Source organism: Salinimicrobium sp. TH3 (genome assembly GCF_026676115.1).
GTDB lineage: Bacteria > Bacteroidota > Bacteroidia > Flavobacteriales > Flavobacteriaceae > Salinimicrobium.
In genome coordinates this window covers 171,336-190,640 of record NZ_JAPONB010000002.1, presented here as the reverse complement: position 1 = coordinate 190,640, position 19,305 = coordinate 171,336, and the positions used below count along the sequence as shown (strand labels likewise).

The following is a 19,305-nucleotide window of genomic DNA, read 5'->3' as shown; positions in this document are numbered from 1 at the left end:
ACCTTAAACTTTGAACCTAAAGCGAAAATGATTCTCCACATCCACAAGTACGCTGGGCGTTGGGATTGTTGAATACGAATCCTTTGCCGTTAAGGCCTCCGGAATATTCCAGAATAGTTCCCGCCAGGTATAAAACGCTCTTCTTGTCTACCACGATCTTTATATCGTTATCTTCAAAAAGCCGGTCGCCTTCTGCCTGGGAATGATCAAATTTTAGATCATAGGAAAGGCCAGAGCATCCGCCGCTCTTCACACCTACCCGAACAAAATCGCGCATGGCATCAAATCCATCCTCCTCCATGAGCATGGTTATTCTTTTTTTGGCGCTTTCACTTACCTTTATCATTGCTTATAAAGATTAATTCTAAATTAAGTGCAAATATAATACAAACAATAGGTTTAACCATAGTAAATACCATCAGAAAAAAGAATTCAGGCATTAGCATCCGCTATCTGTCACTCTACCTTGATTTTTGATAGCTTCAGGTATAAGCGACTCATTTTCAGAATAAAAACAAAAGGAGAGGATTTACCGGCCTGTCAAAAATGCCTTTTTGGGCTTATCATTCCTCAATTGAACATTTAAGCCTTAATTTTGCAAAAATTTATGCACCAAGATTATGTTTGAAAATAGCGGGGAAAGCAGAACAAGCCTTTCAGAATACGGAGAATTCGGATTAATTGATCATTTGACACGCAATTTTGTAATTACTCCTGAAAATACTTTAAAAGGCATAGGCGATGATGCCGCCGTACTGGATTTTAAGGATGAGAAGGTGGTGGTTACCACAGACCTTCTTGTGGAAGGGGTTCATTTTGATCTATCCTATATGCCGCTGAAGCATCTTGGCTATAAAGCGGTCATGGTGAACCTGTCCGACCTGTATGCGATGAATGCAAAGGCCCGGCAAATCACTGTTTCTATTGCAGTTTCAAATCGTTTTCCGGTTGAAGCACTCGAAGAACTTTATTCGGGCATTGAACTGGCCGCCAAACTATATAAAGTGGATGTGGTGGGAGGAGATACCTCCTCGTCGAATTCGGGAATGATCATTAGTGTTACTGCTCTAGGTGCTGCCAAAGAAGAAGAAGTAGTTTACCGAAGCGGCGCAAAGGCTAATGATTTATTGGTAGTTACAGGAGATCTTGGAGCTGCCTACATGGGGTTACAGGTTTTGGAGCGGGAAAAGCAGGTATTTAAAGTAAATCCAAACTCCCAACCCGATCTTGACCCGTACACTTACCTCATTGAGCGACAGTTAAAACCTGAAGCCCGCCAGGATATCCCGCCGCTGTTCAAGGCTTTAGATTTACATCCCACTTCAATGATCGATATTAGTGACGGACTTTCCTCAGAAACCATCCACCTCTGTAAGAATTCGGGAACCGGAGTAAATCTGTTTGAAGAGAAAATACCATTGGATCCGGCGGTGATTTCTGTGTGCGAAGAATTTAAGCTGGATAGTACTACCATTGCTTTAAGTGGAGGAGAAGATTACGAGCTGCTCTTTACAATTGACCAGGGGGATTACGATAAGATCAAAGGCAATCCCAACTTTACGGTAATTGGCCACATGACAGAAGAGAATGAGGGTAGGCATCTCGTCACTCGTGCCAATCAAAAGATTGAATTGATTGCACGCGGCTGGAATGCTATGAAGAAAGAAGAAGGAGAAGGTAACTAGAGCTGTATTATTTTGTGCCGGGGAGCAGGAGCAACGTCTGAAAAATATTCTGCTTCCCTTTTAAAAATGCAGTTTTCAGGATGGTTTTCCTGGTGGGAATTGGGCAGGTAATACATGCTTTTGTGCAGTATCCTATGAAAGGTTTGTATAGAAGATTTTAAGAGGCCCTGGAAAGCTCTTTTTTTTCAAAAAATTTTCTGGAACACCTGCGTTGATGGATCTTCGCTATATAAGCATTAGTTTCCCTGAACTTTGGAGTGAGTTTGGCAATAAAGCCCTGTGCAGTATCGGTCATTTCTTCTCCGCATCGGGTGCATTGATATTCTTTAATATGATTTGTGATGTTTTGAGAAACCTCAAAACGATGGTCAAATAAGGCACAAATCCATGACTTGGGTGAAAACAAAAGGGGCTTTTTACATTCCATTGGGTAAAGAATTTAAAAAAGGTTTCAAAATTAAAATTAAAAAACTTTTCTTAAAAATCGATAAAATGCGTTAATTATTCGTTGAAATGCACAATTTAACGAATTGAGCTTTATTTTCGATATAGGAAAGATGTCCCCCTGAAAAGCTAACAAACCTGCAGCCACAGCTCTTTGCCAATTGCTTTAATTCCTTAATATTAACTAATGGATCTTCTTTTCCTGCAACAATAATTTTATTTCCATTAAAGCTTTTAAGGACATCTGTTTTGTCTGTACGAATTTTCATGCCTTTCAAAGCAGCAGTGATTCCTTTGGTGGGGAACCTTTTTGCGGTCTTCTTAAGTTCCTCTATTTCTTCGGAAAATTTATCGGTATTGTTTGGGGAAAGCAGGTTGTTGATAGCCATACTTACATAAGCGCCTTTGTTTCTCTTCACCAACTTAACCGATCGATCTCTTATTTCCTTTTTCTCTTCATTATCTGCCTGGGGAGTAGAATTGAGCAGCATGAGATCCTTTATCATTTCAGGATGCTTTTCCAAGAGTGCAAGACAAACATAACCTCCCATGGAATGCCCTATAAAATTCGCTTTTTTGATACCTGCCGTTTTTAAGACTTTCCAAACAGCATCGGCCATTTGTTCCATACTGTGTACTTCATCAAAGCAACCCGAACTTCCATGTCCCGGAAGGTCCAAAGTTATGATCTTTCCATAGCGGGAAAATTCAGGCAGGAATTCCTCCCAAATCTTTGAAGATTCCAGAAACCCATGAAGCAATACCGTCGCCTCACCTTCGCCAACATTCGAATAACAAATATTTGCTCCCTGGAAGTTAACCGTCATTTCTTTATTCATATTAAAATAGAAGGCCACGAATACACTTGATTCCTGTAAACGTGGCCTATTAACTTTAAACTTATAACTATAAACCTTTTAGCTGTTCATGATTTCTTCGATCTCATCTGCCTCAATAGGAATGTTGCCCATCATGTTAAAAGGTTCTCCTTTTTCCTGGATGACTACATCATCTTCAAGTCTTATCCCAAAGCCTTCATCGGGAAGATAGATTCCGGGTTCAACGGTGAATACCATATTGGCTTTCATTGGTTCATATAGCAACCCATAATCATGGGTGTCCAGGCCTATATTATGTGAAGTTCCATGCATAAAATACTTCTTATAAGCCGGCCAGTCGGGATCTTCATTTTGAACATCTGCTTTATCGAGAAGTCCTAGTCCGAGAAGTTCAGAAGTCATTAGCTTTCCAACTTCCTTGTGATATTCTGCCCAGTCTGCACCGGGAACAAGCATTTTGGTCGCATCATTTTTCACACGGTTAACTGCGTTGTATACTTCTTTTTGACGCTTGGTGTATCTTCCCGAAACAGGAATTGTTCGTGACAGGTCACTTGCGTAATTAGCATATTCGGCACCGGTATCAAGTAGGATAAGCTCTCCTTCCTTACATTGCTGGTTGTTTTCAACATAATGTAGAACATTTGCATTACTTCCGCTCGCAATAATAGGAGTGTATGCAAAACCTTTTGAGCGGTTTCTTATCATTTCGTGCCAGTATTCGGCTTCGATCTCATATTCCCAAACTCCGGGTTTTACAAATTTTAAAACTCTGCGGAAAGCTTTTTCTGTTATGTCACAGGCCTTTTGCATAAGATCCAGTTCGATAGGATCCTTTACAGAGCGCAGACGTTGCAGGATGGGATTGCTTTTTGCGACCCGGTGAGCAGGAAATTGCTCTTTGCACCATTTGATGAACCTGGCTTCACGGGTTTCGGTCTCAACATTGGCCCGGTAGTGTTCATTGGTATTAAAGTAAACAGTGTCACATTGAGTCATGACTTCAAAAAATACCTTTTCAAAATCCTTTAGCCAAAAGACATTTTTGACGCCCGATACTTCTTCTGCTCTTTCTTTGGTTAGTTTTTCTCCTTCCCAAACCGCGATATGATCATTGGTTTCGGTAAGGAACAGCATTTCCTTATGCTTGTCTGAAGGTGCATCAGGAAAAAGGACCAAAATGCTCTTGTCCTGATCTACACCACTTAAATAGAAGAGGTCACGGGCCTGCTGAAATGGCATGGTGCTATCTGCCCCAATTGGATAAACGTCATTGGAATTGAAAACAGCCAGGCTCTTTGGCTGCATTTTTTCAGTAAAATTCTTTCTGTTCTTAATGAACAGATTACGATCTATTTGGTGATATTTCATGAGTGTTTTTTAGTGTGTGCTACAAATTTAAAAAATTAAAGAGAGAAGCCTTGGGAAGGGATAAGGAATAATTTTTAAGGATATTTTAATGAATTGTAAATTTCTTAAACTTATATCACATGCAGCGAGTGATCCTTTGGCCATTCAGTTTGATTGAAATTTTAATTCCATGTTCTGAAGTATAAATCTCTTAACTTCTTATCTTTATATCTCAAAAATTCTTTTTTTGCGGCTTCTTTAAATTTATTCTAAATAAACACTAATTAAAGAAGGTTTGTTTGCTAATGATGTGAAAGGGCGTATTTTTGTTTTCACTTTATTAAAACAATCATAAATTTTATGGCAAAATCTGCGCTATTAAAGTCATCGCTTGCAAAAAAGTACTGGATGGCTTTCACCGGCCTGTTTCTATGTTTATTTCTTGTAGGTCATCTTGCAGGAAACCTGCAATTGTTGGTCTCTGGAGTGGGTGCGAGGGATCAGTTCAATGAGTACGCTCTTTTTATGACTACAAATCCTGCGGTGAGGGTGTTGTCAATAGTTACTTTCGCGAGTATACTTTTTCATGTGATCGATGGTATTATCATAACCATCAATAACAGGAAGGCACGACCACAGGGATATGTTAGTTTTAAACCTTCTACTAATTCCAAATGGTCATCCCGAAACATGGGTGTTCTTGGAACCGTGATCCTTGCATTCATTGTGATCCATTTGATCAACTTTTGGGGAGAAATGAAATTTGGGGGGCTTGACGACACGGTTTATGAAACTGCTAACGGGGAGACGGTTAAAGATCTTTACACGCTTACAATAATGACCTTTCAGGATTCTGAAATGGGTCTTATCTGGGCAATTATTTATTTAATTGCAATGATCGCAATTGGTTTCCACCTGTACCATGGTTTTGGAAGTGGATTTCAGTCCCTGGGGATCAACCACCCAAAGTACAACACCTTTGTGAGAAGAGTGGGAGTCGCTTTTTCCATTGTGGTGCCGCTGCTATTTGCAATTATTCCGTTTTACATCTATTTCGTACTCGAAAAAATATAAGCTATGGGAGTATTAGATTCTAAAGTACCACAAGGGCTATTGGCCGAGAAGTGGGTCAATCATAAAAATAAGATCAATCTTGTCAATCCCGCAAACAAACGGAATATCGACATTATTTTGGTAGGAACCGGGCTTGCAGGAGGTAGTGCTGCTGCTACTCTGGCAGAACTTGGATATAACGTAAAGACTTTTTGCTACCAGGATTCGCCCCGTCGTGCACACTCTATTGCTGCACAGGGAGGTATCAATGCTGCAAAAAATTACCAGGGAGACGGGGATTCAGACTATCGTCTTTTCTACGACACCGTAAAGGGTGGGGATTACCGTTCCCGCGAATCCAACGTTTATCGTCTTGCAGAAGTTTCAGGAAATATTATTGACCAATGTGTTGCACAGGGTGTGCCTTTTGCCCGTGAATATGGTGGTCTCCTGGACAACCGTTCTTTTGGAGGGGTGCTGGTTTCACGTACCTTTTATGCAAAAGGTCAAACAGGGCAGCAATTGTTATTAGGTTGTTATTCTGCCATGAACAGGCAGATCAACCGCGGCAAGATACAATCTTACACCCGTCATGAAATGCTTGACGTGGTGCTTGTTGATGGTAAGGCGCGTGGTATTATTGCCCGTGATCTTGTTACAGGGGAGATTGAAAGACACAGTGCGCATGCCGTAGTGATCGCTTCTGGCGGATACGGAAACGTGTTTTTTCTTTCAACAAATGCGATGGGAAGTAATGTTACTGCAGCCTGGAAAGTTCATAAAAAGGGTGCTTTTTTTGCCAACCCTTGCTTCACCCAAATTCACCCGACATGTATTCCGGTTTCAGGGGAGCATCAGTCTAAACTGACACTGATGTCTGAATCTCTGCGGAATGACGGTCGTATCTGGGTTCCCAAGAAACTGGAAGATGCAAAAGCAATCCGAGAAGGAAAACTGAAACCAACCCAACTTGCTGAAGAAGACCGGGATTACTACCTGGAAAGACGTTACCCGGCTTTTGGTAACCTTGTGCCTCGTGATGTGGCTTCAAGAGCTGCTAAAGAACGTTGCGATGCCGGTTTTGGAGTAAATAAAACAGGAGAAGCTGTTTATCTTGACTTTAGCGCTGCATTTATGCGCTACGGAAAAGAAGCCGTTTCCACACAAAAAATAGAAAATGCTTCCGAAGAGCAGATACGCGAGCTTGGAAAAGCCGTAGTTGAAGCCAAATATGGAAACCTTTTCCAGATGTATGAGAAGATCGTTGATGAGAATCCATACCAAACTCCAATGAAGATCTATCCTGCTGTACATTACACAATGGGTGGTCTTTGGGTAGATTATAATTTACAAACTACTGTTCCAGGACTTTACGCTGCCGGGGAAGCCAACTTCTCCGATCACGGTGCCAATCGTCTTGGAGCTTCGGCTTTGATGCAGGGACTGGCCGATGGATATTTCGTACTTCCATACACTATGGGAGATTATCTTGCCAACGACATTAGAACCGGAAAAATCCCTACCGACTCACCTGAATTTGATGAGGCAGAGAGGAACATCCGTGGACAACTGGAACGTTTCCTAAACACCAAAGGCACCAAATCGGTCGATTACTTCCACAAGCGTCTTGGAAAGATCATGTGGGATAAAGTAGGGATGTCGCGTAATGCCACCGGATTAAAAGAAGCTATTTCAGAAATTAAAGCTTTGAGAGAAGAATTCTGGAACGAGGTGCGAGTACCAGGAACTATCGACAGTATGAACCCCGAACTTGAAAAAGCCGGAAGAGTAGCCGATTTCCTTGAACTTGGAGAGCTTTTCGCCAAAGATGCACTTCACAGGGAAGAATCTTGTGGAGGACACTTTAGAGAGGAGTACCAGACAGAAGAAGGGGAAGCCCTTCGTGATGACGAGAACTTTATGTATGTGGCAGCCTGGGAATATACAGGAGAGCCTGCAAATGCGATTCTACATAAAGAGGAATTGAAGTACGAAAATATTGAAGTTAAAACGAGAAGCTATAAATAGATAATTGTTAGTAGTTAATGGTTATTAGTTAATGGGATGGATACAATTAAAACCTTTGAAGATCTCAAATGCTGGAAAGTGGCAAGAGAAGTTAGAAATCAGGTTTCGGTTTTAATTAGAGAATTTCCTTCCTATGAAAAATTTGAATTAGCTTCACAAATGAGAAGAGCCTCAAGATCTGTTACTCATAATATTGCTGAGGGATATGGAAGATTCCATTTCAAAGAAAATGCTCAGTTTTGTAGAGTTTCGAGAGGTTCTTTATATGAATTACAAGATCAATTGATAACCGCACTAGACGAAGGTTATATTAATGAAGATCGTTTTAAAGAAATGAGGTTAAAGGTTGTCGAATGCACTACTATACTTAATGGTTATATCAAATACCTGAAAAGTGCAGAAAATAACTATTAACTTTTAACGAATAACTTTTTTACAAGATGAATCTTACACTAAAAATATGGCGTCAAAAGGATGCCGCTTCAAAGGGAGGAATTCAAACTTACCCATTAGGTGGAGTTGAACCCGATATGTCTTTTCTTGAGATGCTTGATGTATTGAATCAGGAATTGATAGATAAAGGAGAAGAGCCTGTGGTTTTTGACCATGACTGCCGTGAAGGGATCTGCGGAACCTGTAGCTTACAGATTAACGGGGAGCCTCATGGGCCCGACCGCGGAGTTACTACTTGCCAGCTGCACATGAGAATGTTTAAGGATGGTGATACCATTACCATTGAACCTTTTCGTGCAAAGGCATTTCCTGTAATTAAAGATCTTGTTGTAGACCGCTCTTCATTTGAGAGAATTCAGCAGGCAGGAGGGTATATTTCTGTAAATACTTCGGGAAATACACAGGATGCCAACTCTATTCCTATTCCAAAAGACCAGGCAGATGCTGCATTTTACGCGGCAACCTGTATAGGATGTGGTGCCTGTGTAGCAGCTTGTAAGAATGCCAGCGCCATGTTGTTTACATCGGCTAAGGTAAGCCAAATGGCACTTTTGCCACAAGGTGAAATAGAAGCCGATCGCCGTGTGCTTGCGATGGTGGAGCAAATGGATAAAGAAGGCTTTGGAAACTGCACCAATACAGGTGCCTGTGAGATTGAATGTCCTAAAGGAATCTCCCTGGAGAACATTGCCCGTATGAACAGGGAGTACTTAAGAGCCAGCGTAAAATAACATTTTTGAAACCTAATATTTCTAAAGATCCCGGACTTTGCAGTTCGGGATTTTTTTTGGATCTTATTAAAAAAATCAATGGCAGCAGTCAATCATATTTCCTCTAAACTTCCAAAGCACGAGACCAGCATATTTACAGTCATGTCAAAAATGGCTTATGAACATAAAGCTGTAAATCTATCCCAGGGCTATCCAAATTTCGATACAGATAAGCATCTAAAAGAGTTGGTGTACCAGGCAATGCTCGATGGTTACAACCAATATGCTCCTCTTGCAGGCGTTTCCCCGCTAAGGGAGCAGATCGTGGACAAAATTGAATCGCTTCACGGGAAAAAGTATGATAAAAACACAGAGGTTACAGTAACAAATGGTGCCACCCAGGCATTATTTCTGGCCATTACCGCCTTTATAAATCCGGGAGATGAAGTGATTGTGCTGAAACCTGCTTATGATTCTTATGAACCTGCAATTGAGTTGAACGGAGGAATTCCTGTGCTCGTGCAACTGGAAGGAAAGGATTATAAACTGAATTTTGAAGCTATTAAAGAGAAGATCAGCTCGAAGACCAGAATGTTGATCGTAAATACTCCGCATAACCCCAGCGGAAATGTCTTTAGTAAGGAAGAAATGTTGCATTTGGAGCAGCTGCTCGAAGGAACGGATATAATTTTGCTGAGCGATGAGGTATATGAACACATCATTTTTGAAGAAGCTAAACATTACAGTGCTTCAGCATTTCCTAACCTTTCAAAAAGGGCAATTGTATGTGCTTCTTTTGGTAAGACTTTTCACAATACAGGATGGAAGATGGGATACTGCGTAGCCCCCGAGGAACTTATGGCCGAGATTTGGAAGGTGATGGAGGTAAATGTTTTCTGTGTACATCACCCTACCCAAAGAGCCTTTGCCGAGTACCTCAAAACTCCTCAACATTACCTCGGACTTAGAGATTTTTATCAGGAGAAAAGAGATAAATTTCTAGCCCTTATTAAAGATACAGGGTTCAAAGCATTGCCTTCTAATGGAACTTACTTCCAGTTACTTGATTATTCAAGAATAAGCAATGAGCCCGACATTGAATTTTCACGCAGGCTCATTGAAGAATTTGGCATTGCAAGTATCCCGGTTTCAGTATTTAATAAGGATAAGGTTGATTACCGGCAATTGAGGTTCTGCTTTGCAAAGACAGACGACACTTTAAAAGAAGCGGCAGAGATCCTTAAGAAAGTGAAGTAAATTCGGCTTCTTCAGACTCTTCTTCCTTTCTTCTCAGCTTATCATTTACATAGCCTCTCACCACTTCGGTGGTAATACCAAAGATCACGTGTGCTACCAATTCGTGCACCTGGGTTTTTACAGGAACCTTGTTAGGGCTCTTGTCAAGACCCATAAGCGGTAAACTGGTTTCATGGGTTGATGCCCAGGTGGTGGCGCCAAGAATTCCGCCGTCCAGGATATTAACTTCGTCTTTATCTCTTTTACCGTAGCCATAAATGGCACCTACAGTGGCTCCAAGTGGAATGTTCACCAACTGTTCTACGATTGCTTCGTTTTGCAGTTTAATTGGGGAGCCGGTAATTTTGGTTGAAAACTTGTCCATGACCTTGATCTGCGCAGATCTATTATCGATCTTTCTAACTTCCAGGAATCTCTCCACCACAGATTTTACAGCGCTTCCGGCAAGGCCGCCAATAAATCCTGATATAATTCCACGGGAGGTATTAGAGGGAAAAGAATCTTTCTCAAAAAATGATTGTAAACTCATAGCTTAATTTTTTCTCAAATAAAACTATTCAACTTCTCCGGTCAATGCAACCATTTAACAAGCATTTAGCAGGATAAAAGGGATTTTTAATAACTTTACGTATGGCACAAATTTTAAATACAGCACTCCTTCAGGCGAACCTTGAATGGGAGAATATCGAACAGAACAAAGCACTTTTTGAAAGGAAGATTAAAGAACTTCCGCAGGAGACAGATCTAATTGTCCTGCCCGAAATGTTCTCTACCGGCTTTTCAATGAATGCTGAAAATCTTGCGGAACCCGATAAAGGACCAACCTTTAAATGGATGCAAAAAATGGCTTCAGAAAAAGATGCAGCCGTAACCGGAAGCCTCATTACTTCTGAAAAAGGGCATTTTTACAACCGTTTATATTTTGTTTTCCCCGATGGGTCTTCAGAAAAATACGATAAGCGCCATACCTTCACCTTAGCTAAGGAAGATGAGACATATGCTGCGGGACGGGAAAGACTTATTGTAAATTACAAAGGATGGAAAATTTGTCCTCTGGTGTGCTACGACCTGCGTTTTCCTGTCTGGGCCCGCAATACCGAAGATTATGACCTGCTAATATATGTAGCTAACTGGCCTGCTGCGCGCGTAACAGCCTGGGATACACTTTTAAAGGCACGTGCTATAGAAAATATGAGCTATTGTATAGGTTTGAACCGTGTGGGCCGTGATGGCAGTGAACTTGATTATGTAGGGCATTCGGCAGTTTATGATTGCCTCGGAAAGCAGATCTCTTCCAGCAAGGAAGAAACCGAATTCACCGAGTTGGTGGCGTTGAATAAGCAGCATCTATTGGACACCCGCTCCCAGCTGAAGTTCCTGCAGGACCGGGACCGGTTTACGGTACACCTGGAGTAGGTATAGTAGCTTCGGGACTGGCATCGAAGGTATAGGTATCGTCCCAGTTGGCTCTTACATCTACAGGTACCGGAAAGTACACCACTTGTTCGGGCTGGGTCCTTTTTAGAAAACTTCCTGTATCCCAAACTTGATTTTCATTGCGATCATAGATCAACCTTAGGAGGTAGTTTCCGGGTTTTAGTTTTTCAAAATTAATCACATTGCTCCCCGTCGAATATTTTTCGGCTATAACTTCCCCTTTTTCGGTGGTCACCTGGACGATAACGGGAAACTCCTCAACACCTGTGAGGTTGATGATAAGATTTCCGAGATCTGAGAGGGCAGGAGTGCGTACCTGGGAGGTAATAGTGTCATTGAGCCTTCCGAAGAAATCTGTAAAAGCGCCCGGTAAGGCCGTGACTTTATAGGTCTTTTTTTCACCTTTTTCAAAGGATAGGCTGTAAACGTTATTCCATTTGTCATAACTCCCGGTAAAAGATACAGGTATGCTGTCACTCATGGTGACGCTTACCAAAGAATCGTTTATCTCATCAAGTGGTACCGTGGGTCTAACCTGCAAATCCTGGTGGAAGCCCAATGAAGGCTGAGGCTCAAATGTGAATTGAAGAGTATCCCGCTTTGCCTTTTTTAATCTGGCGATCAAAGTATCTGTCACCCTGGGGGTTTGAACAACAAACTGAAGCGTATCCCGCTCTGCAAAAGGTTTATACCAGTAATGTAAGGTGTCTTTCGCAGGATCTTTGGTGATCCTGTCTTCAAAATCTGCCGGCACGTTTAAAGGAGTTATTGAAATACTATCGGCCAACATAAGCCCGGTATAACCAAAAATGAGATGCTGTTGCCCCTTAACCTGCGGTCTTTCGAAACTTCCCTCCAGTACCTCGCTAAAGAGCGTGAGACCAAATTCCTTATCTGTAGGAATAGTGATATACTCATCTGCAAAGGCAATTTTATCTGTTTTTGGTTCGAAGGTATAATTGTTATTCACATCTCGCATAGCTACAAGCTGATAGGTGCCTTGTTTTAGGTTGTTCAGCTGAAAAGTGGTGGCACTGTCGAGGGTATTTGTAACGTAGCGTGGCACGCGGGTATAAATAACAGAATCTGAATAAGTAGAATCGATCTCATATAGCATGACAGAAATAAAAGGATCTGGAGCCCTTAGAACTGCATCATTCACACTTCCTCTTATGGAAAGGGAATCTATGTATGGTCCTGTTGAAAAGGCGTAGGTGAAAAAACTCAGCGGGTTTGCCTCGTTGTTATCTGTAATACTTCTTCCGAAGTTAATGGTGTAGGTGGTGCGCGGCTGCAGGGTGTCATTGATCCTGATGCGGATCGATTTACTTGCGGTTCCCAACGGAGTGATCTCGGGCCGGGGATCCATGGGAGGAGAAATAATTATTTGCCGCTGTGGATCTGAAAGTTTTACATATTCATTAAAATAGATCCTTATTTCATTAGCATCAAAATTGGTTGTGAAATTCTCGGGTCTCGCTTTTACATACCGGGGAGGTTCCATATCCAGCGGTCCACCATCTGGTGTACCTCTTTTTGCACAGGCCGAAAAGGCGAGAATAAGAGATAGAATCAGCAGGAAATTGACGCCGGCACGTTGCATAATGAGATATTTGGTACAAAGAAACAATTTATTCTTTTAATCCTGAAGTAGCTAATGGGTAACGGCCATGGTAGCTATACTTATTTTAAGATTTGGAATTTGGAGCAGTTTATGGGCACAAGCCTCAAGAGTTGCGCCTGTAGTAACCAGATCATCTACCAGCAGCACGTGGGCATTTTCCAGGATACCGGGATCTTTCACTACAAAGGTCTCATCGATGGTGCCCCAGCGGGCGAGTCTTTTTTTAAGGGTTTGAGTTTTTGTGGCGGTGATTTTAAGCAAGAGGTCTTCCCGGTATGGCACTTCAAATGCTTTGGCGATCTCCTCACCAAAGCCGGCCACCTGGTTAAAACCTCTTATTCTTAGCTTTTTTTGATGTAGCGGTACAGGAATTACCATTGTGATTTTCTGCCATGCAGGGATTTCCTTTAATTCGCTTCCCAGCCAGGTGCCTAAAAATGGACCTATTTCCTTGTGGCCACGATATTTGAGGTTATGAATTAGCTTTTGAACCATCCCTTTCTTTTCAAATAACAGAAGGGAGGTGGCATTTTCAACGGGAATTCTTCCGTAGAAAATTTTCTCTACAGGATTATCTTTTTCAAGATGATGATCGGCTATCGGTAACTCATGAAGGCAGGAGGTACAAAGAATATTTTCATTGGTTTTCAAGGTGGATTCACATGAATTGCATAGTTTAGGGTAGAGAAGGTTAAGGAAATCGTGAAACATTTGTTAACAAATTGGTCTTGGCCTGATTAAAACTCTTAAATTTACAAAACTAAACCGTTAAAAAACAATTGTTATGTCGGATCAGAAGAGTAATAATGCCTTAAAGATCTTAACCGGGGTCTTGGCAGTCGCTTTGATTGCACTGGGTATTTATACCATTAAATTTTATAATGACGAAAAGGAGAATCAGGAGTTACTTCAGCAGGAGAAAGCTGTTATAGAAGGAGAGCTCAATGATTTGATAGTAAAGTATGATGAGGCTATTGCAGAAAATGAAGGGCTTGACTCTGAATTAAGTGCAGCGAGAGGCAGAATAGTTGCCTTGCGAGATTCTGTGCAGGATATGGAAGCCAATTTGGCTCTTATCTCTCGTTATCGACGTGAAGTGAGTAACCTTAAGGCAGAGAAAGAACAGCTTTTTAGGGTAGTGGATAGTTTGAGCAATCAAAACCAGCGGCTTATAACCGAAATTGACAGCACAAACAACATGTTGCTGGAGAGGACCAGGATCTCTGATTCCCTTCAGGTTCAAACTCAAACTATGGCGTCCAAGATCGATCGTGCCGCCCAACTCAAGGTAAGTAACCTGAGAGGGGAAGGAGTAATTGAAAGAAACAGCGGCAGGCTTGTAGAAAATGACCGCACGCGTAGAGTGGATAAAATAAGAACCTGCTTTACCATCACACCAAATTCCCTTGCCTCTTCGGGAGATAAGGAGCTTTATGTCCAGGTTTATAACCCCAACAACGAATTGGTGGGAGATCAAATTGCCGTTCAGCATGAAGGTGGTGTCATGGTTTACAGCGCTTCAACTAAAGTTTTCTACGAAAACGAGGAGCTTGATGTTTGCCTTTTGGCCAATACAAATTCAGATCGTCTTATTGAAGGATCTTATAAAGTACTGGTCTATGAAGGAACAAACCTTATAGGTGCAACCGGGTTTAGTCTTAGATAAAACAAAAAAAACAATTAATCCTGCCGCCCTGTCTTGAATCGGGGCGGTTTTTTTATTTTTGCTCTATGGCAAAACAAGAAGATTTATTTAAAAACGTTATTTCCCATGCTAAAGAGTATGGGTATATTTTTGCTTCTTCCGAAATTTATGACGGCCTTAGCGCAGTTTACGACTACGGGCAGAATGGAGCAGAGCTTAAAAAAAATATCAGAGAATACTGGTGGAAGAGCATGGTGCAACTGCACCAGGAGATTGTAGGCATTGATGCCGCTATTCTCATGCATCCCACAACCTGGAAGGCATCTGGTCACGTTGATGCCTTTAATGATCCTTTGATCGACAATAAGGATTCAAAAAAGCGTTACAGGGCCGATGTTTTGGTGGAAGATCATGCCGAAAAGATCCTGCAGAAAGCTCAGAAAGAAATTGAAAAGGCGCGCAAGCGTTTTGGAGAAGCCTTTGATGAGGGGCAGTTTATAAATACTAATGACCGGGTCAAGCGATATTTGTCTGAGAGAAAAGAGATTTTGGAACGATTAGGCCGCTCCCTCACAAATGAAGATCTTAAGGATGTAAAAGCACTTATTGAAGAACTTGGGATCGCCGATCCTGAGACAGGTTCTAAAAACTGGACAGAGGTGCGGCAGTTTAATCTCATGTTCGGTACAAAACTGGGAGCTTCTTCTGAAACTGCATCTGATCTCTATCTTAGGCCGGAGACAGCACAGGGAATTTTTGTAAATTTTTCCAATGTGCAAAAGACCGGAAGAATGAAAATTCCCTTTGGGATTGCTCAAACCGGCAAAGCTTTTAGAAATGAAATAGTCGCAAGGCAGTTCATCTTTAGAATGCGCGAATTTGAGCAGATGGAGATGCAATATTTTGTTCGCCCAGGGGAAGAACTTAAGTGGTATGAACACTGGAAAGAGGTGCGTCAAAAATGGCATTTTTCACTGGGCTTGGGCGAGGAGAATTATCGCTTCCATGACCATGAGAAACTTGCGCATTATGCGAACGCCGCAACAGATATAGAATTTAATTTTCCATTTGGATTTAAAGAGCTTGAAGGTATTCATTCCCGTACCGATTTTGACCTGAAGGCACACGAAGAATTCTCGGGAAGAAAATTGAGGTTCTATGATCCCGAACTTAAGGAGAATTATGTGCCTTATGTAATTGAGACTTCAATAGGACTGGACAGGATGTTCCTGGCTGTACTCTCAGCTTCACTTAAGGAAGAGGAGCTTGAAGACGGCAGCACTAGAACCGTTCTCAAGTTGCCGGCTATTTTAGCTCCTAATAAGGCAGCTGTACTGCCATTGGTGAAAAAAGACGGTCTACCCGAATTGGCGCAGGAGATCATTGAAGATCTTAAATGGGATTTCAATGTACAGTATGATGAGAAGGATGCCATTGGTCGCAGGTATAGACGTCAGGATGCCGCCGGTACTCCGCTGTGTATCACTGTAGATCACGAATCTCTTGAAGATCGTACCGTGACTGTAAGGTTTCGTGACACCATGGAACAAAAAAGAATACCTATTTCTGAAATTTCAAAAGTAATTGCAGAGGAAACCAATTTTAAGCACTGGTTAAAAAAGTAGTTTTTATCTGTCTAAAATGAGTTAAAAAAGAACAATTCCTGCCGAATTGTTCTTTTTTTTGTTTCTACTCATTCTAAATCATTAAATTTAGAGGTTAAAGGTTCTTCCATGGTGAAAAATTATTTCCTTCTTTTGCTCCTCTTTATTGCTGGTTTGCAGGTTAGCGCCCAGGACAAAGAAATTTTGGGGCCTATATCGCAAGGGCTTTCAGAACCTTCTGTTTCTGCTCCACTTTCGGCGAAGGAATTGATTCCGGCAATTAGTGAAAGAAAGGAAGTAAATCCAAAAAACCGGACTGCAAACAGGGTGGTGCCGGGTAAAGGATTTCCAAAAGGTCAAGACGCAGCCCTTCAGGAGAAGAAAGGATCCATTCCCTTAAAACAGGCAATTATTTCTTTTGATGCCGCCAACCTCTTTCATACACCAACAGATCCTACAGGGGCTGCCGGTCCCAATCATTATGTCAATGCATACAATTCGGGATTTTCGGTTTTTGATAAACAGGGAAATTTGCTCCTGCCACCTACAGATCTTTCCTCCCTGGGAGGGGAATTTTCGGGAGAAAGACTGGGGGACCCCATAGTGTTGTATGATCAATTTGCCGACCGTTTCCTTATAACCCAGTTTGCAGGCTGCCCATATGATCCTACCAGGGGGTGTCCTAATAAGAATGATCCTACGAATGCATTGCTGGTGGCTATTTCACGTGGTCCCGATCCTGTGAATGATGGCTGGTATACCTATAGGTTTGCTACTGGAACTTTCCCCGATTATCCAAAATATTTCGTCTGGAGCGACGGGTACTATGTCACGACAAATCAAGACCTGGATGATCCCGAAATTACTGAAGTGGTTTATGTGCTGGAAAGAGATAAGATGTTGCAGGGAGAGGCGGCAAAGCATGTAGGTTTTCCTCTTCCCGGGGTGAGAAATAATGGTTTTTACAGCCCTGCTGCTCTTAACGCCACCGGCAATGTTCCACCACCACCAGGAAATATGCCGGTCATTTATTTTCAGGATGATTCCTGGATGGGAGTGAACATTGATCATCTTAAGATCTGGCTTGTTAACGTGGATTGGAATAACCTTCAGAATTCCACCATAAGGGAATCTCAGGAAATTACTCCTAATGAAGGTCTCACTCCATTCAAAAGTACATTTGATGGCGGGGGATTTTCAAATTTGCCCCAGCCTTTTGGGAATCCCGATCTCGATGCCCTCCAGGGAGCTTTAATGTATCCCACCTCTTACAGAAGGTTTGATGGCCATAATTCCGTTGTTTTTAATTTTGTGGTTGATGTGGACCCTTCGCAGGCAGAACACGCCGGAATAAGGTGGTATGAACTGCGGCAAACCGGAGAAAATCAGCCCTGGTCTATTTTTCAGGAGGGGACTTATGCCCCCGATTTAAATGATCGCTGGTGTGGTAGCATCAATATTGACAAGCATGGCAATATAGGAATGGGATTTACTGTAGTTGATGATAATCCCGAATCCCCCGTTCTTCCTTCCCTTAAGTTCACCGGTCGTTTCTTTAACGATCCTCCAAATCTTATGACCCTGCAGGAAGTCACTTTAATTGAAAGTACATCGCCGAGTGAAAGCAACAGATACGGGGATTATGCCCATACCAGCATAGATCCTGTAGACAATGAAACTTTTTGGTATAACGGGGAATATTTTAGGCCCGGTTCCCGCCTGAATCGAGTGGGAGTGTTTAAGCTGGCTCCGCAGTTTACAAAAGATGTGGGGGTCACTCAAATAATTTCACCCGTATCCTCTACACTTTCAGCCAGTGAAAACATTAGGGTAAGTATAAGGAATTTCGGAAGCCAGCCTCAAAGTAATTTTCCTGTTTATTTTCAGGTGAACGAAGGGGAAATTATTACTGAAACTTTCAGCGGTACTATTCCTTCTACAGATCAGGTGGAGTTCACATTTTCAGAAACTGTTGATCTATCAAATCCTGGTGAAGAGTACGAGCTAACAGTGGGTACAGAACTGGAGGGGGATATGAATTCGGTAAATGATACTTTGTCTGCCAGGATAATTAATCTTCCACCAAAAGATATAGGCGTAACCAGCATCGTACACCCGGAGACATCCTCAAACCTGGGAATGGAAAATATTGTAGTAACCATAGAAAATTTTGGAGGGGAACCTCAAACCAATTTCGATGTAGGTTACAGTGTCAATGGAGGTGATCTTGTTACCGAAACTGTGACTGATAATCTTGAAGTAGGTGATCAATTAACTTACACATTTAATAGCTCATATGATTTTTCGGCAAATGGAAAATATATCATCGAAGCATCCACGTACCTTGGAGGCGACAGTGACACCACCAATGATGGGGTAATTAAAACAATTGCCCAACTTAACTGTATTCCTGTAGGTTCCTCCTGTGCTTTTGGAGATGGGATCAACAGCTTCTATTTAGAAGATATTGTCAACGAAAATATATATTGCGATGACGGTTATAATAATTTCCTCGGCATCTCAACGAGACTTGATGTAAACAGGGAGACTTATTTTGTTGGTGTAAGATCGGGTAGCAGCAGTGAATTTTCGATGTGGATAGACTTTAATGATAATGCGGTCTTTGAACCCGAAGAGCAATTGGTAAGATCTGGAGATATTACTTCTTCTTCAGCCGTAACCGTATTTGAATTTACCCTTCCGGAAAATGCACCCTTAGGAGAACACATTCTGCGGGCCAGGGCAGGAGATGTGAGCTCAAGGTATGAGGGGGAGCTCAATGATCCATGCAGTGTGATGGAATTTGGTACTACAGAAGATTATACGGTGGTGCTGGTAGACGGAATTAAAGAATCTGAATTACAGCAGGGAGAATTCATCATAAGTTCTTCCGAAGAGGATATTTTCGAACTTAACTTCACCACGCCTTACCAGCGCCCACTATGGCTCACTGTACATGATATGCTGGGGCAAAAACTTGTGGAGGCGATGATTAAAAAAGGAGCGATAGGTTATGATTACGTGCTCGATATGTCTTATGCAGCTTCAGGAGTTTACCTTGTGCGTATCGGTACCCGAGATGAGGGGAAGGTAAAACGGATCATTGTTCATTAACTAGGGAAAACTCCCCTTCCATTCCTTCTGAAGAGCCGTTCAAAAATGCTATTTTTGGACAG

17 protein-coding genes are annotated in these 19,305 nt (G+C 41.9%); 10 read left to right on the top strand and 7 right to left on the bottom strand.

Translation table 11 applies throughout. The features are described from left to right. Positions 1 to 16: 16 nt before the first annotated feature. Entirely contained in the window at positions 17 to 346 is a 330-nt protein-coding gene (locus tag OU683_RS04100) for a HesB/IscA family protein (RefSeq protein WP_268135496.1), read from the bottom strand. Positions 347 to 620: 274 nt separating this feature from the next. Between OU683_RS04100 and thiL the strand changes: the two genes are divergently transcribed. Continuing rightward, positions 621 to 1,685, top strand: coding sequence for a thiamine-phosphate kinase (gene thiL, locus OU683_RS04095; RefSeq protein WP_268135494.1), 1,065 nt, complete (start codon positions 621 to 623; stop codon positions 1,683 to 1,685). A gap of 157 nt (positions 1,686 to 1,842) precedes the next feature. Here thiL and OU683_RS04090 read toward each other — a convergent pair whose 3' ends face one another. The 3 genes from OU683_RS04090 to OU683_RS04080 form a co-directional block, all read right to left on the bottom strand. Then, positions 1,843 to 2,091 (bottom strand): DUF1660 family phage protein, encoded by a 249-nt coding sequence (locus OU683_RS04090; protein WP_268135491.1) that lies wholly within the window; start codon positions 2,089 to 2,091, stop codon positions 1,843 to 1,845. Positions 2,092 to 2,182: 91 nt separating this feature from the next. Further along, the gene (locus OU683_RS04085) at positions 2,183 to 2,968 is read right to left on the bottom strand and encodes an alpha/beta fold hydrolase (RefSeq protein WP_268135488.1); all 786 of its coding nucleotides are present in this window, start codon (positions 2,966 to 2,968) and stop codon (positions 2,183 to 2,185) included. A 78-nt stretch (positions 2,969 to 3,046) separates the two neighbouring features. Then, the gene (locus OU683_RS04080) at positions 3,047 to 4,339 is read right to left on the bottom strand and encodes an aminopeptidase P family protein (protein WP_268135485.1); all 1,293 of its coding nucleotides are present in this window, start codon (positions 4,337 to 4,339) and stop codon (positions 3,047 to 3,049) included. Positions 4,340 to 4,678: 339 nt separating this feature from the next. Here OU683_RS04080 and OU683_RS04075 point away from each other — a divergent pair, with 339 nt between their 5' ends. The 5 genes from OU683_RS04075 to OU683_RS04055 all read left to right on the top strand — a co-directional run bounded on the left by OU683_RS04075 (position 4,679) and on the right by OU683_RS04055 (position 9,819). Beyond that, a complete protein-coding gene (locus tag OU683_RS04075) occupies positions 4,679 to 5,392 on the top strand; it encodes a succinate dehydrogenase cytochrome b subunit (protein ID WP_228913654.1) in 714 nt (237 codons plus the stop codon). A 3-nt stretch (positions 5,393 to 5,395) separates the two neighbouring features. Further along, complete coding sequence (locus tag OU683_RS04070) at positions 5,396 to 7,399, top strand: fumarate reductase/succinate dehydrogenase flavoprotein subunit (protein ID WP_268135481.1); 2,004 nt, start codon at positions 5,396 to 5,398, stop codon at positions 7,397 to 7,399. Between the two features lie 36 nt (positions 7,400 to 7,435). Next, positions 7,436 to 7,813: a four helix bundle protein gene (locus OU683_RS04065; RefSeq protein ID WP_268135479.1), complete on the top strand. Its 378-nt coding sequence runs from the start codon at positions 7,436 to 7,438 to the stop codon at positions 7,811 to 7,813. A 26-nt stretch (positions 7,814 to 7,839) separates the two neighbouring features. Beyond that, entirely contained in the window at positions 7,840 to 8,583 is a 744-nt protein-coding gene (locus tag OU683_RS04060; RefSeq protein WP_268135476.1) for a succinate dehydrogenase/fumarate reductase iron-sulfur subunit, read from the top strand. A 78-nt stretch (positions 8,584 to 8,661) separates the two neighbouring features. Then, positions 8,662 to 9,819 carry a methionine aminotransferase gene (locus OU683_RS04055; RefSeq protein ID WP_268135474.1) on the top strand — a complete coding sequence of 386 codons (1,158 nt, stop codon included), beginning with the start codon at positions 8,662 to 8,664 and terminating at the stop codon, positions 9,817 to 9,819. Here the strand turns inward: OU683_RS04055 and OU683_RS04050 are convergent. Further along, the gene (locus OU683_RS04050; RefSeq protein WP_268135472.1) at positions 9,803 to 10,348 is read right to left on the bottom strand and encodes a DUF1440 domain-containing protein; all 546 of its coding nucleotides are present in this window, start codon (positions 10,346 to 10,348) and stop codon (positions 9,803 to 9,805) included. The two genes, OU683_RS04055 and OU683_RS04050, sit on opposite strands and share 17 nt — an antisense overlap. A gap of 101 nt (positions 10,349 to 10,449) precedes the next feature. Between OU683_RS04050 and OU683_RS04045 the strand changes: the two genes are divergently transcribed. Next, positions 10,450 to 11,235 carry an amidohydrolase gene (locus OU683_RS04045; protein ID WP_268135470.1) on the top strand — a complete coding sequence of 262 codons (786 nt, stop codon included), beginning with the start codon at positions 10,450 to 10,452 and terminating at the stop codon, positions 11,233 to 11,235. On the opposite strand, the gene OU683_RS04040 is transcribed toward OU683_RS04045, so the two are convergent. Together OU683_RS04040 and OU683_RS04035 are read right to left on the bottom strand one after the other, a co-directional pair. Beyond that, the gene (locus tag OU683_RS04040; protein ID WP_268135468.1) at positions 11,216 to 12,859 is read right to left on the bottom strand and encodes an Ig-like domain-containing domain; all 1,644 of its coding nucleotides are present in this window, start codon (positions 12,857 to 12,859) and stop codon (positions 11,216 to 11,218) included. The two genes, OU683_RS04045 and OU683_RS04040, sit on opposite strands and share 20 nt — an antisense overlap. Before the next feature lie 51 nt (positions 12,860 to 12,910). Beyond that, positions 12,911 to 13,591: a ComF family protein gene (locus OU683_RS04035; protein ID WP_268135467.1), complete on the bottom strand. Its 681-nt coding sequence runs from the start codon at positions 13,589 to 13,591 to the stop codon at positions 12,911 to 12,913. A gap of 73 nt (positions 13,592 to 13,664) precedes the next feature. Here OU683_RS04035 and OU683_RS04030 point away from each other — a divergent pair, with 73 nt between their 5' ends. The 3 genes from OU683_RS04030 (at position 13,665) to OU683_RS04020 (ending at position 19,243) form a co-directional block, all read left to right on the top strand. Then, positions 13,665 to 14,546 carry a DUF8428 domain-containing protein gene (locus OU683_RS04030; RefSeq protein ID WP_268135465.1) on the top strand — a complete coding sequence of 294 codons (882 nt, stop codon included), beginning with the start codon at positions 13,665 to 13,667 and terminating at the stop codon, positions 14,544 to 14,546. A gap of 65 nt (positions 14,547 to 14,611) precedes the next feature. Next, on the top strand, positions 14,612 to 16,150 hold the full coding sequence (locus tag OU683_RS04025) for a glycine--tRNA ligase (RefSeq protein WP_268135463.1): 1,539 nt from the start codon (positions 14,612 to 14,614) through the stop codon (positions 16,148 to 16,150). Between the two features lie 108 nt (positions 16,151 to 16,258). Then, positions 16,259 to 19,243 carry a T9SS type A sorting domain-containing protein gene (locus OU683_RS04020; protein WP_268135461.1) on the top strand — a complete coding sequence of 995 codons (2,985 nt, stop codon included), beginning with the start codon at positions 16,259 to 16,261 and terminating at the stop codon, positions 19,241 to 19,243. Positions 19,244 to 19,305 lie beyond the last annotated feature (62 nt).